This window comes from Micromonospora sp. SD19 (genome assembly GCF_054462275.1).
Genome location: NZ_JBTLMN010000003.1, coordinates 314,827 through 328,665, shown reverse-complemented (window position 1 = coordinate 328,665; position 13,839 = coordinate 314,827). Strand labels below are relative to the sequence as shown.

Genomic DNA, 13,839 nt, shown 5'->3' with positions numbered 1-13,839 from the left:
TACGCCCGTGTCACTACTACATCTAGGGGTCGACCGTATGTCGCCGAGGAAGCCGGGTCAAGTTGGCCGGCGTGTCCGGCGCGTCACGGACCATCCGCCCATCCACGCCCAGCAACGCGCCCGAAGACCCAACGCCCCGACCCCTCCCCGGTTATCGGCCAGGGAGTCAGAACCGGGCCGGAAAACAGCCGACGATCGAACACCAGTTCTACCTGACGTACCATTTATCAGAACATCCGTACGAGCGGAGCGCTTTTTCACCCCGACACGCCGGTGAGAGGTCGTACAGATGTTTGAAAATGACTGATCTCACCTATACGGTCATGAACAACGGCACCACCGCATGCACCACGAGCCGACGAGGCACCCAGCGCCGACCAGGGAGGACGGACGTGACCGAGGACCGGGCCAGCCGGCCGAAGAGCCCGCAGCAGATCACCGAGGCGGGCCCGCCGGCCACCCGACGCCGCAGCGCCGCGCGCAGCCGGACGGGCCAGCCCGCCGTGCGCCAGGTCACCCCGGTGGTCAGCGCCTTCCCCGACCCGGCGACGGTCGACCTGACCGCCCGCCAGCGCCGCATCCTAGAGTTCATCCGCACCTGGGTGGAACGACACGGCTACCCGCCGAGCGTCCGCGAGATCGGCGAGGCGGTCGGCCTGGTGTCGCCGTCCAGCGTCGCCTACCAGCTCAAGGAGCTGGAAAAGAAGGGCTTCCTGCGGCGCGACCCGAACCGGCCACGCGCGGTGGACGTCCGCGCCCCCAGTGAGGCGATCGACGACGAGCTGTCGAGGGCACAACGACCCACTCCGGCGTACGTGCCGATGCTCGGTCGGATCGCCGCCGGTGGGCCGATCCTCGCCGAGCAGGCCGTCGAGGACATCTTCCCGCTCCCCCGCGAGCTGGTGGGTGAGGGCGAGGTCTTCATGCTCCAGGTCAAGGGCGACTCGATGCTCGACGCGGCGATCTGCGACGGCGACTGGGTGGTCGTCCGGCAGCAGCCGACCGCCGACTCCGGCGAGATCGTGGCCGCGATGCTCGACGGCGAGGCGACCGTCAAGACCTACCGGCGGCGCGACGGGCACGTCTGGCTGATGCCCCAGAACCCTGCCTTCGACCCCATCCCCGGCGATGACGCCACCATCATGGGCCGGGTCGTGGCGGTGCTCCGCCGGATCTGACCGATCGGCGGGTGGGTGCCGACGGCGCTCACCCGCACCGCTCGTCACGGGCGGGTGAGCGCCTCAACGCTGATCAGTAGCGGTCGCCCCGGTGACCGCGACCGCCACCGGGATACTGCCCGTACGGGTCGTTGGGCGCGTCGTCGTCGCGTCGGCGAGCGGGCCGCTGACCCCGGTAGTCGGGCTCCTGCCCACCACGTCGGGGCGGCTCCGCGCGACCGGGTTGACCGCCGTCGCCGCCGCCGCCGTACACGCCACCGCCGGGACGACCACCGCCCGCGCCCTGTGGGCGACCACCGCCACCGTGCGGGCGACCACCGCCAGCCGGAGGCCGACCGCCACCAGCCGGTGGGCGAGCGCCACCACTGACAGGGGGCCGACCGCCGCCACCGGCCGGGGGACGTCCGCCGCCGTACACGCCGGCGGCGCCCGGTGCCGGCGCACCGTAGCCACCATCGGCCGGGGCCGGCCGAGGGCCACCGCCGTACACGGCGCCACCGGCCGGGGCCGGGCCGCCGCGACCCGCGCCCCCGCCGTAGACCGCGCCGCCGGCCGGCGCGCCGCCACCGTAGACACCGCCCCTGCGGTCGTCGTCAGCACGGCCGCCACGCGGGCCGAACGGGTCGTCATCGGGATCCGAGGTGTCGGACGGGTCGGCGGTCGGCGGACGACGCCGCGCGCGAACGATGCCGAAGATGCCGGCGGCGACCAACAGCAGGCCGATCAGCCCGACCGCGCCGACCATGTACGTGATGTCGTCGAGGCTCAGCCCGTCCGTCCAGGACTTCGAGGCGGCCGGCTTGCCACCCTCCTCCGGAGCCAGTGGCACCGCGGTGGAGGTGGACGGGGTGTAGCTGAGGATGTCGAGCGGCTCGTCCTCGGTGAACCGGGCCGCATCGGAGACGGTGAGGAACGACTTCCCGTCCGAGGTGTAACTGATGGCCTCACCGAACGGGTCGGCCAGCGGCGTCACCCGCGGCTTGCCGGTGGTGAGCGCGGCAACGATGTCACCATCGGTCACGTCGAACTCGAAGGCGTCCGCGTAGGTGCGCAGGACCACCCGGGAACCGTCAGCGGTCCGGGACGCGCCGGTGATGGCGATCCGGCCGAACGTGTTGAGGGGGTTTTCCGTCTGGGTCTTCGGCAGCGTGAACTCGCCGGCCTTCTGCAGCGGCACCGGGTCGGTGTCCCCGCTCTTCAGGGCCGCCGACGGCGTGTAGATCTCGGCCTTGCCGCTGGTCACCTTGGTGATGATCAGCGGCTTTCCGTCGTCGCCGATGAGCAGCGCCTCGGCGTCGTGCGGCTTCGACTCGGGGTAGGAGAGCCGGTGCAGCGTCGGCAGCCTGGAACCCGCGACCGGCATCGACCAGAGCGCGACGCGGCTGCGGCGCTCCTTCGAGTCGGGATTGTCACCGGTGTCGGCGATCCAGAGGGTCTTGCCGTCCTTGGACAGGGCGAGATCCTCGGTGTCGAACGGACCCTGCCCCGAGTAGCGGACCGGCTCCTTCGCGATCTTGCACTTGCTGTCGAGGAAGAAGATCCGCTTGCGTGCCGCGACCTCGGTGCCGTCGTTGATGACGATGAAGCCGGTCTTGGTGGCGACCAGCCCGGACAGCTCCCGAAGGCGCTCGTCGGTGATCGTGCATCGCTTCTGGCCAGGGTTTGCGGCGGGCGGCCCGGACGCCCCGGGGGCGGGAGCCGCCGCGGCGACTCCGGCAAGCGCCACGGTTGCCCCGAGCAGGCCGAGGGCAACCGTGACCGAGGAAACAACGCGGCGCATTCGGCCAGTGTCGCATGCCGCGCGTTTCCGGTGGATGACGCCGTGGCCGGTCAGGACCGGCTGCCGGCCACCTGCTCCTGCCGTTCCACGTCGAACGCCGCCAGCTCCGCCGCCAACTCCGCGCCGACGCGCACATGCAGCAGGGTGCCCTCCGGCAGGTGCGCAGTGCTGAGCACCTCACCCGTGCGGTGCGCCCGAGCCACCAGGTCACCCCGGTCGTACGGCAGCACGGCCCGGACCTCCACGGCCGGGCTCGGCAGCCGCTCCTCGATCGCCGCGCGCAGCTCGTCCATGCCCCGACCGGAGTACGCGGACACGAAGATCGCGTCCGGCCACAGCCGCTTGAGCCGCAGCAGCGTGTCCTCGTCGGCGGCGTCGGTCTTGTTGACCACCAACAGCTCGGGCAGCCGGTCCGCGCCCACCTCGGCGAGCACCTCGTGCACCGCCCGGACCTGCTCCTCCGGATCCGGGTGGGTGCCGTCGACGACGTGCACCACCAGATCCGCCTCGGCGACCTCCTCCAGCGTCGAGCGGAACGCCTCGACGATCTGGTGCGGCAGGTGCCGGACGAAGCCGACAGTGTCGGAGAGCGTGTAGAGCCGACCGTCCGAGGCGGTGGCCTTTCGGGTCGTCGGGTCCAGCGTGGCGAACAGCGCGTTCTCCACCAGGACGCCCGCGCCGGTCAGGCGGTTGAGCAGGCTGGACTTGCCGGCGTTGGTGTAGCCGGCGATGGCGACCGCGGGAACGGCGTTGCGGGAACGCCGGGCGCGCTTGGTCACGCGTACCGTCTTCATGCTCTTGATCTCGCGACGCAGCCGGGAGATGCGGTGACGGATGCGCCGCCGGTCGGTCTCCAGCTTGGTCTCACCGGGACCACGAACACCCACACCGCCGCCGGCGCCGCCGCCCCGGCCGGAACCACCGGTCTGGCGGGAGAGCGTCTCACCCCAACCGCGAAGTCGGGGCAGCAGGTATTCGAGCTGGGCCAGCTCGACCTGCGCCTTACCTTCCTTGCTCTTGGCGTGCTGGGCGAAGATGTCCAGAATCAGCGCCGTCCGGTCGACAACCTTGACCTTGGTGCGCTGCTCCAGGTTGCGCAGCTGCGACGGGGACAACTCACCGTCACAGATGACGGTGTCGGCGCCGGTGGAGAGCACCACAGCGCCCAGGTCGTCGACCTTGCCGCGGCCGATGTACGTGGCCGGGTCGGGTCGGGTCCGCCGCTGGATGAGCCCTTCGAGCACCTGCGAACCGGCGGTCTCGGCCAGCGCGGCCAGCTCGGTCAGGGAATTCTCCGCGTCGGTGACTGTGCCTTCGGTCCAGACGCCCACCAGGACGACCCGCTCCAACCGCAGCTGGCGGTATTCCACCTCGGTGACGTCGGTGAGCTCGGTTGACAGGCCCGGGACGCGTCGGAGGGACTGCCGCTCCGACAGCTCCATCTCGCCGGTGGTGACGTCGTCGAGCTCGTCCTCGACGGGGACAAAGCTCTCCTGGTCTCGCAAGCGGTTCTCCTGTCCGTTTTGATAAGTAGAACGTAATCCTGACATGACACAACGCCTGACGCACCTGCTATATGCCCATGGTGAAGGTCGCCAAAAGTGGGGGCGAATGCTGGTCGGCACCGACAACCCGGTAGAAATGCGGGCGGCGGCCGATCGGCCGCACAGCCGTTACGGAGGGATCCCGTGGCCATCACCCGACTGCCCAGCGCCGGATTTTCGATCACCATCCGGATCGCCGTGACCGCGGACGCGTCCTCGATCGGCCGGCTCACCACCTCCGTCGGCGAGGCCGGGGCGATCGTCACGGCGCTGGACGTGGTGGACTCGGACCCGACCAACGTGATCGTCGACCTGACCTGCGACACCGCCGACGCCGGTCACGCCGACCAGGTGGTCGACGCGCTGACCGCGCTGGACGGCGTGGACGTGCGCAAGGTGTCGGACCGGACGTTCCTGCTGCACCTGGGCGGCAAGATCGAGGTGACCTCGAAGGTCGCGCTGCGCAACCGCGACGAGTTGTCCCGCGCGTACACGCCGGGGGTGGCCCGGGTCTGCATGGCGATCGCCGAGAACCCGGCCGACGCCCGGCGACTGACCATCAAGCGCAACACCGTCGCGGTGGTCAGCGACGGCTCGGCGGTGCTCGGCCTGGGCAACCTCGGCCCGGCCGCGTCGCTGCCGGTGATGGAGGGCAAGGCGGCGCTGTTCAAGCGCTTCGGCGGGGTGGACGCCTGGCCGGTGGTGCTGGACACCCAGGACACCGACGAGATCGTGCAGATCGTCAAGGCGATCGCGCCGGCGTACGGCGGTATCAACCTGGAGGACATCGCCGCGCCGCGCTGCTTCGAGATCGAGGCCCGGCTGCGCGAGGCGCTGGACATCCCGGTCTTCCACGACGACCAGCACGGCACCGCGATCTGCGTGCTGGCCGCGCTCACCAACGCCCTGCGGGTGGTGGGCAAGCAGCTCCAGGACGTCCGGGTGGTCGTCTCCGGGGCCGGCGCGGCCGGCACCGCGATCATGAAGCTGCTGCTGCGCCAGGGCGTCGGCGACATCATCGCGTACGACCGGGAGGGCGCCCTGCACCGTGGGCTGACCGGGCTCAACTCGGCGTGGCAGTGGCTGGCGGACAACACCAACAAGGAGAACTACTCCGGCGACCTGCCCGGCGCGATCCGGGGCGCCGACGTGTTCATCGGAGTCAGCGCGCCGAACCTGCTCACCGGCGACGACATCGCCCAGATGGCGAAGGACTCGATCGTCTTCGCCCTCGCGAACCCGGACCCGGAGGTCGACCCCCGGGAGGCGCGCAAGCACGCCGCAGTGGTCGCCACCGGCCGCTCGGACCAGCCGAACCAGATCAACAACGTGCTCGCGTTCCCCGGGGTGTTCCGCGGCATGCTGGACGCGCACGCCGAGGAGTTCACCGAGGAGATGGCCATCGCGGCGGCCCAGGCCATCGCGGACGTGGTCGGCGAAGACAAGATCAACCCGACGGTGATCGTGCCGAGCGTCTTCGACTCCCGGGTCGCCCCGGCGGTCGCCGCCGCCGTCCGCGCCGCCGCGCACAACCCCAGCCCACTCCCCGCCGCCGACCCCGGCCCCGCCGACCTCCCCGAGATCGCCGCCAACGCCAGCGCCACCCCCTAACCCCGCACCCACCCCCACCCACGCTGGTGATCAAGAGATTTGCGTAAGGAACGACGCGAAATCCGACGCAAACCTCTTGATCAACAGTGGTGGGGCAGGGCCGGCGTCAGGTGAGGCGTGTTGGCGTTAGGGGTGCAGGGCGGTGGGGTTGATGTCGCCGGTGGCTACCAGCACGGCCGGGCCGGAGAGCCAGCACGAGTTCTCGGTGACGGTCACCGTGAGGCGGCCGCCGGGCACGTCGACAGCTACCACTCCGGTGTCCCGGCCGAGGTCGCGCAGGGCCACCGCGCCCACCGCGCAGGCACCCGTGCCGCAGGACAGCGTCTCGGCGCTGCCGCGCTCGTACACCCGCATCAGCGTGTGCCCGTCGGTGCCGTCGACCGGGTCGCCCGCCACGATGAACTCCACGTTCACCCCGCTCGGGAAGACCGCCGGGTCGTACCCGGGGGCCCTGGTGAGGTCCAGCGCCGACAGCTCCACGCCGGCCGGCAGGACGCAGACCAGGTGCGGGTTGCCGACGTCCACCACCGCGCCGGTCAGGGTCAGCCCGCCGAGGGTGGCGGCCGACTCGTCGTACACCCGGGGTCGGCGCATCTCGACGGAGACGGCGTCGCCCTCGACGAGCGCGCGCACGACGCCGGCCCGGGTGGCCACCGGCAGCGCCGCGCCGGCGGGCGTGGCCAGCCCGGTGTCGAGCAGGTAGCGCACGAAGACCCGGGCGCCGTTGCCGCACATCTCGGCGAACGAGCCGTCGGCGTTCCAGTAGTCCATGAACCACTCGGCTTCGCCGGCCTGACCTGCGCCGTCCGGATGCTTGGCCGCGCGGACCACCCGTAGTACGCCGTCCGCGCCGATGCCCCGCCGCCGGTCGCAGAGCGCCGCGACCAGCTCCGGGGTCAGGTCGAGCTGACCGTCCGGGTCGGGGAGGAGGACGAAGTCGTTGCCGGTGCCGTGGCCCTTGGTGAACTCCACTCCCCCATCATCGCGCAACGGCCGGCACCAGGCGCAGGGCGGCCCCGATCAGGTCCGGGGTCGTCGAGTCCAGCCAGTGGATGCGCGGGTCGCGCCGGAACCAGGACCGCTGCCGGCGGACGAAGCGCCGGGTGGCCCGGACCGTCTCGTCGTGCGCCTGCGCCTCGGTCAACTCGCCGGCCAGCATGCGCAGCACCTGCTGGTAGCCGAGCGCCCGACTCGCCGTGCGCCCCTCGGGCAGCCCGTGCCCGACCAGCTCACGGGTCTCGGACACCAGGCCGTCGGCCCACATCCGGTCCACCCGCAGCGCGATCCGCTCGTCCAGCAGCCCGGTGTCCAGGTCGACGCCGAGCTGCACCGACGGGTAGTACGGCGTGGGCTGCGGCAGCGACGCGGCGAACGGCGCGCCGGTCAACTCGATCACCTCCAGGGCCCGCACGATCCGACGCCCGTTACCCGGCAGGATGCTCTCGGCGGCGGCCGGGTCGGCGGCGCGCAGCCGCGCGTACAGCGGGGCCGGGCCGACCTCTGCCAACTCCCGTTCCAGCCGCTCCCGCAACGCCGCGTCGGTGCCCGGGAACTCGAAGCGCTCCAGCACCGCCCGCACGTACAGCCCGGAGCCACCGACGAGCAGCGGCACCCGCCCCCGGGACAGGATGTCGTCCACCGCCGCGCGCGCCAGCCGCTGGTACTCCGCGACGCTCGCCGGCTCGGTGACCTCCCAGATGTCCAGCAGGTGATGCGGCACACCGTCCCGCTCGGCGACTGTCAGCTTGGCGGTGCCGATGTCCATGCCCCGGTAGAGCTGCATCGAGTCGGCGTTGACCACCTCCCCGTCCAGGGCGTGCGCCAACGCGATGCTCAGCGCCGACTTGCCGGCCGCCGTCGGGCCGACCACCGCGACGACCGTGCCGCTGGTCACGCCCGCTCCCAGGACGCCACGAAGTAGGCCACACCGTAGGGGACGGAGTCGTGCAGCAACTCGCCGCGCCACGGTGAGCCGGCCGCGCGGGCCGCGCCGGCCAGCACCTGCCAGGGGGCGCGACCGGCGGCCTTCAGCTCCGCCGACACCACCGGGTCGAGGTCGAGCAGGGCGTCCAGGTCCGCGGCGGCCAGCGCCGCGGCAACCCCCTGGTCGTACGGGAGGGCACGCGCGTCGTCGTACCCGGGTGCCTTCTCTCCCCGGCAGGCCGACCCGTCCCCCAGCACCAGCGCCGCCACCCGGTCACCCGCGGCGTCGACCTGCTCGGCGAGCGCGGCCAGCTCGGCCGGGCCGGCGTCGGTGGCCACCTGCACGGCGGTCACCGGGACCCGAGGGTTGTGGCGACTCAGCAGCCACGCGCCGATGGTCAGGCTCAACGGCAGCACCGCGCCCCGGTCGGGCTGGCCGGGCACCAGCGGCACGTCCAGGTCGACGCCCCAGGGCTGGAGGGACCCGGTCGCCGGGGTGCGGATCGGGCCGGTCACCGGGCCGGTGCCCAGCAGCACCACGATGTCCGGATCGGTGGCCAACAGCCGGCGTACGGCGGTGTCACAGGCCGCCCGCAGATCGTCCAGCTCGGGGGCCGCTGACCCGGCCACCTCGGGCACGAGCAGGGGCGGATGCGGGCAGACGGCGGCGGCGACCAGTGGCACCCTGTCACCGTAGCGGGAATCCCCGGTGCGTCTCCGCGCCGATCCGGTCATTCGGCCCCTAGGACACCGTATGGTCACGGTCGGCGATAGGCGCTCGACGCGGACCGGGTGAGACCTGTGACAATGCCGGAAGTAACTTGGCTGCGCCGTGGCGGCGACGGGGGTTCGTTCCCTCGACGCCGGGAGAACGAGGATGGGCACATGAGCGACTGGACTGCCTTCGGACGGGTGGACGCGGACGGCACCGTGTACGTCAAGACCACCGAGGGCGAGCGGGTGGTCGGATCCTGGCAGGCGGGTGCGCCGGAGGAAGGTCTGGCACACTTCGCGCGCCGCTTCGCCGATCTGGTCACCGAGGTGGACCTGACCGAGGCACGGCTCAAGTCGGGTGCGGCTGATGCCGGGCACTCGTTGAGCACGATCCGGCGGATCCGCGCCACGCTGCCCGAGGCCAACGTGGTCGGCGACATCGACGCGCTCGCCGCACGCCTGGACAAGCTGGCGACGTTCGCCGAGGAGAAGGCCGGCGAGGCGCGCGCCGCCCGGGACGCCGCGCGCGTCGAGGCCCTGGCCCGCAAGACCGCCCTGGTCGAGGAGGCCGAGAAGCTGGCCGCCGAGTCCACCGGGTGGAAGACCGCCGGGGACCGGCTCAAGGAGATCCTCGACGAGTGGAAGACCATCCGTGGGGTCGACAAGAAGGCCGACGGTGAGCTGTGGAAGCGGTTCGCCGCCGCCCGGGACGGCTTCACCCGCCGCCGTGGCGCCCACTTCGCCTCCCTGGACTCGCAGCGCAAGCAGGCGCAGACCGTCAAGGAGGAGCTGGTCGCCGAAGCGGAGAAGCTTCAGGACTCCACCGACTGGGCCGCCACGGCAAACCAGCTCAAGGACCTGATGACCCAGTGGAAGGCCGCTCCGCGCGCCTCCAAGGAGGCCGAGCAGAAGCTCTGGGAACGGTTCCGGGGTGCCCAGGACGCCTTCTTCAGCCGGCGCAGCGAGGTCTTCTCTGCCCGCGACAACGAGCAGCGCGGCAACCTGGAGCGCAAGCAGGCCCTGCTCGCCGAGGCCGAGGCGTTGGACATCGACGCCGACCCGAAGGGCGCCCAGGCCAAGCTGCGGGAGATCCAGGCCCAGTGGCACGAGGCCGGTCGGGTGCCCCGCGAGGCGGCCGCCGGGCTGGAGCGGCGTCTGCGCGCCATCGACGACAAGGTCCGTGACGTGATGGACTCGGCGTGGCGTCGCACCACCAAGGAGGACAACCCGCTGCTCGCCCAGATGCGGGCGCAGGTGGCGGAGGCCGAGGACCGGCTGGCCCGGGCGCAGAGCGCCGGGGACGCACGCCGGATCAAGGAGGCTGAGCAGGCCCTCGCCTCCAAGCGGCAGTTCCTGCAACTCGCCGAGCAGGCCGGCTGAGCTGACGACGTCCGGAGCCCCCGGTCCCTCGTGGGACCGGGGGCTCTCGCGTGTCCAACCCACACCCCACCGCGCCGCCGGGGGCCAAGATCCGCGCAAGTTCAGGGATGTTGCTGCCTCCGGCGACCGACAGACAGCAACATCCCTGATGTTGCGCGGATCTTGCCGAAAGGCGGGACCGCGGAGACGGGTGGGCGGCGCCGGGACGGCGGGGGCGGGGCGGGGCAGGGCGGGGTGGGCGGGGGCGCAGGTTGACGCATTGACCTGGGCTGATCAGAATGAGCGACGGAGTCAGGTAGGGCCACCGGCACGAGGGCGACGAAGGCGGAGCAACCGCCGTCGAGGGTCGCCGGTGAGCCTGCGCGAGTGACACGTCCGCGTGACATGGGCCGTCGCGCACTGTCCGCGTACCCCTGAGGGACCGTGACGTGCGCACGGCCGCCCGCCGGCGTCGTCACTGGACGGCGCCGGACCTCCGAAGTGGAGCTCGAATGTTCCGTCCCAAAGCTCTCGGCGGCGCGCTCACCGCGCTCGTCACCGTCGCGGCCGGCGTGTTCATCGCCGCCGCCAGCACCAGTCCGGCCGTTGCCGCTGGCACCGGTACCGGTTATCTGCACACCAGCGGCAACCAGATCGTGGACAGCACCGGTGCCACGGTCCGGTTGACCGGCATCAACTGGTTCGGCATGGAGACCGACAACAAGACCTTCCACGGGTTGTGGTCGAACAACCCGTGGAAGGGGCAGCTCGACACGATGGCCCGGCTGGGTTACAACACGCTGCGGGTGCCGTACTCGAACGACGCGCTGAAGGCGGGCGCGACGGCCAGTGGGATCAACGACTTCGTCAACCCGGACCTGATCGGGCTGTCGCCGTTGCAGATCCTGGACAAGGTGATCGACTACGCCGGCAGCAAGGGCATGCGGATCATCCTGGACCGGCACCGGCCGACGGCGGCCGGGCAGTCGCCGCTCTGGTACACCTCGACGGTCTCCGAGGCGACCTGGATCAACGACTGGAAGATGCTCGCCCAGCGGTACGCGGGCAACCCGACGGTGATCGGCGCCGACCTGCACAACGAGCCGCACGCGGAGGGCACCAACCCGGCGGCCACCGGCGCGTGCTGGGGCTGCGGTGACACCAGCCGGGACTGGCGGCTCGCCGCCGAGCGGGCCGGAAACGCCATCCTCGGCGTCCAGCCCAACTGGTTGATCTTCGTCGAGGGGGTGAGCTGCCCCAGCGGTGGCCTCTCCAACGTCTGGGACAACGACCCGAGCAATGACGAGGACTGCGGCTGGTGGGGCGGCAACCTGTCGAAGGCGGGGCAGTTCCCGGTACGGCTGAACGTGGCGAACCGGCTGGTCTACTCGCCGCACGAGTACGCGACCTCGGTGTACCGGCAGACCTGGTTCGACGCCCCGGACTACCCGGCGAACATGCCGGCCATCTGGGACAAGTACTTCGGTTACCTCTACAAGCAGAACATCGCGCCGATCATGATGGGCGAGTTCGGCAGCACCCTTGTCGACCCGAAGGACAAGGTGTGGCTGGAGAAGTTGATGGCGTACACCGGGACCGGGGTGACCGGGATGTCCTTCACCTACTGGTCGTGGAACCCCAACTCGGGTGACACCGGCGGCATCGCGTTGGACGACTGGACCAATATCAACACCGCCAAGCAGGCGATTCTGCAGCCGTACCTGATCGCGCCGTCGGGTGGCACGGGTGGGCCGACCGGTGGCCCGACGGGTGGGCCGACGGACCCGCCGACCGGCGCCTGCACGGCCACGTACCGGCAGGTGAACGCCTGGCAGGGCGGCTTCCAGGGTGAGTTGACGGTGAAGAACACCGGCTCGGGCGCGGTGAACCCCTGGTCGGTCACCTGGAGTTGGCCGTCCGGGGTGACGTTGGGCAGTGGCTGGAACGCCACAGTCACGCAGTCCGGCACGACGGTCACCGCCGCCGCCCCGAGTCACGCCCCGTCGCTGCCGGCGGGCGGGTCGGTCACCGTGGGCTTCACCGCCAACGGCACGGCCAGCGCGCCGGGCACCGTGAAACTCAACGGCACCAGCTGCTGAACCACCCGGGACGGCCGGTGCGCACCGCATCGGCCGTCCCGGCCATTTACATCGAGGTTCGCCTATGCTTTTATCGGGAAAGCGCTTGCCTCTTCGTCGGTGGGCGCGAGCGCGGGAGCCGCTTTCCTTCACGAACCTGCACTGGCGGGCCCGAGGACCACTGGTCCCGGCCGAGACTCGCCGCCCACGGGCATGGGCGTCGCGACACCTCCGTCCGCCTCACCGAAAGGAAGCAGCATGCGCACAGCACGCCGTCGAACAACGCTGATCGCCACCACGGCCGCAGCGACCGCCGCCCTCGTCACCGCCGGGCTGCTGACCTCCGTGTCCGCCCAGGCGGCCGCCGGCTGCCAGGTGGCGTACTCGGTCGCCAGCCAGTGGCCGGGCGGATTCACCGGAAACGTCACTGTCACCAACCTCGGCGACCCGATCTCCGGGTGGACGCTGCGCTGGTCGTACGGGGCCGGTCAGCAGGTCAGCCAGGCGTGGGGCGCCACCGCCACGCAGAGCGGCAGCCAGGTCTCCGCGACCAACGTCGACTACAACGGCAACCTGGCGACCAACGGCAGCGCCACGTTCGGCTTCAACGCCAGCTGGAACAACTCCAGCAACCCCGCGCCGAGCAGCTTCACAGTGAACAACGTCGCCTGCACCGGCAGCACCACACCGACCACGCCGCCGCCCAGCACCCCACCGCCGAGCACCCCGCCACCATCGAGCACTCCCCCGCCCGGCCAGCAGCCGTCGGCACTGGTCGGCTGGGCCACCCAGAACGGCGGCACCACCGGCGGCGGCAACGCCGGCACCACCACCGTCAGCAACGCGTCGGGCCTGACCAGCGCGCTGAACGCCACCGGCGCCGCGGTGATCCGGGTGACCGGGACCATCACCTGCTCCGGCATGCTGCGGGTCCGGTCCAACAAGACCATCCTCGGCAACTACGGGGCGACGATCGTCGGCTGCGGATTCAACATCAGCGGTGACCGCAACGTGATCATCCGCAACCTGACCTTCCGCAACTGGAACGACGACGCGATCAACGTGCAGGAGTCGGCCACCAACATCTGGATCGACCACAACAGCTTCAGCAACGGCTACGACGGCGCCGTCGACATCAAGCGCGGCTCGGACTTCGTCACCGTCTCGTGGAACCGGGTCTTCAGCCACGACAAGACCATGCTGCTCGGCCACAGCGACGACAACGCCGGCCAGGACGTCGGTCACCTGCGGGTCAGCTACCACCACAACTGGTTCGACGGCAGCAACCAGCGCAACCCCCGGGTGCGCTTCGGCAACCCGGTGCACGTGTACAACAACTACTACCGGGCCAACGGCGGCTACGGCGTGGCCTCCACCGAGAACGCCGGCGTGCTCGTCGAGGGCAACTACTTCGAGAACGTCGACGACCCGTACCACCTCGGTGAGGGCGACTCGGGGCCCGGCAGCCTGGTCGCCCGCAACAACCACTTCGTCAACTCGCCCACCGGCCAGGCCGGCGGCAGCGTGGCCAGCATCCCGTACTCGTACCAGCTGGACACCGCGAGCAACGTCAAGTCCATCGTGACGGCGGGCGCCGGCGCCGGCAAGATCACCGTCTGACCGCGGAAGGGCCCCTCAGCGAGGGGCCCTTC

10 protein-coding genes are annotated in these 13,839 nt (G+C 71.1%); 5 read left to right on the top strand and 5 right to left on the bottom strand.

Features of this window, described 5'->3' with window-relative positions; genetic code table 11:
• Positions 1–392 precede the first annotated feature (392 nt).
• On the top strand, positions 393–1,178 hold the full coding sequence (gene lexA, locus ACX27O_RS13925) for a transcriptional repressor LexA (RefSeq protein ID WP_030337371.1): 786 nt from the start codon (positions 393–395) through the stop codon (positions 1,176–1,178).
• Positions 1,179–1,251: 73 nt separating this feature from the next.
• On the opposite strand, the gene ACX27O_RS13920 is transcribed toward lexA, so the two are convergent.
• Together ACX27O_RS13920 and hflX are read right to left on the bottom strand one after the other, a co-directional pair.
• On the bottom strand, positions 1,252–2,958 hold the full coding sequence (locus ACX27O_RS13920) for a hypothetical protein (protein WP_458939535.1): 1,707 nt from the start codon (positions 2,956–2,958) through the stop codon (positions 1,252–1,254).
• Positions 2,959–3,008: 50 nt separating this feature from the next.
• A complete protein-coding gene (hflX, locus tag ACX27O_RS13915; protein ID WP_030337369.1) occupies positions 3,009–4,463 on the bottom strand; it encodes a GTPase HflX in 1,455 nt (484 codons plus the stop codon).
• A gap of 183 nt (positions 4,464–4,646) precedes the next feature.
• Here hflX and ACX27O_RS13910 point away from each other — a divergent pair, with 183 nt between their 5' ends.
• The gene (locus ACX27O_RS13910) at positions 4,647–6,113 is read left to right on the top strand and encodes an NAD-dependent malic enzyme (RefSeq protein ID WP_358128367.1); all 1,467 of its coding nucleotides are present in this window, start codon (positions 4,647–4,649) and stop codon (positions 6,111–6,113) included.
• A gap of 126 nt (positions 6,114–6,239) precedes the next feature.
• Here the strand turns inward: ACX27O_RS13910 and dapF are convergent, their stop codons facing one another.
• The 3 genes from dapF to ACX27O_RS13895 are packed head-to-tail and all read right to left on the bottom strand — an operon-like array spanning position 6,240 to position 8,771.
• The gene (gene dapF / locus ACX27O_RS13905) at positions 6,240–7,085 is read right to left on the bottom strand and encodes a diaminopimelate epimerase (protein WP_210861499.1); all 846 of its coding nucleotides are present in this window, start codon (positions 7,083–7,085) and stop codon (positions 6,240–6,242) included.
• A 7-nt stretch (positions 7,086–7,092) separates the two neighbouring features.
• On the bottom strand, positions 7,093–8,121 hold the full coding sequence (miaA, locus tag ACX27O_RS13900; protein ID WP_435821684.1) for a tRNA (adenosine(37)-N6)-dimethylallyltransferase MiaA: 1,029 nt from the start codon (positions 8,119–8,121) through the stop codon (positions 7,093–7,095).
• Complete coding sequence (locus ACX27O_RS13895; protein WP_358133703.1) at positions 8,004–8,771, bottom strand: class III extradiol dioxygenase subunit B-like domain-containing protein; 768 nt, start codon at positions 8,769–8,771, stop codon at positions 8,004–8,006. Before ACX27O_RS13895 ends, miaA begins: the two co-directional genes overlap by 118 nt.
• A gap of 150 nt (positions 8,772–8,921) precedes the next feature.
• Between ACX27O_RS13895 and ACX27O_RS13890 the strand changes: the two genes are divergently transcribed.
• From ACX27O_RS13890 to ACX27O_RS13880, 3 genes are all read left to right on the top strand, one after another.
• Positions 8,922–10,130 carry a DUF349 domain-containing protein gene (locus ACX27O_RS13890; protein ID WP_030337360.1) on the top strand — a complete coding sequence of 403 codons (1,209 nt, stop codon included), beginning with the start codon at positions 8,922–8,924 and terminating at the stop codon, positions 10,128–10,130.
• A 491-nt stretch (positions 10,131–10,621) separates the two neighbouring features.
• Positions 10,622–12,208 carry a cellulase family glycosylhydrolase gene (locus tag ACX27O_RS13885; protein ID WP_458939534.1) on the top strand — a complete coding sequence of 529 codons (1,587 nt, stop codon included), beginning with the start codon at positions 10,622–10,624 and terminating at the stop codon, positions 12,206–12,208.
• A 237-nt stretch (positions 12,209–12,445) separates the two neighbouring features.
• Positions 12,446–13,807: a pectate lyase family protein gene (locus tag ACX27O_RS13880; RefSeq protein WP_030336745.1), complete on the top strand. Its 1,362-nt coding sequence runs from the start codon at positions 12,446–12,448 to the stop codon at positions 13,805–13,807.
• The last annotated feature ends 32 nt before the right edge of the window (positions 13,808–13,839 follow it).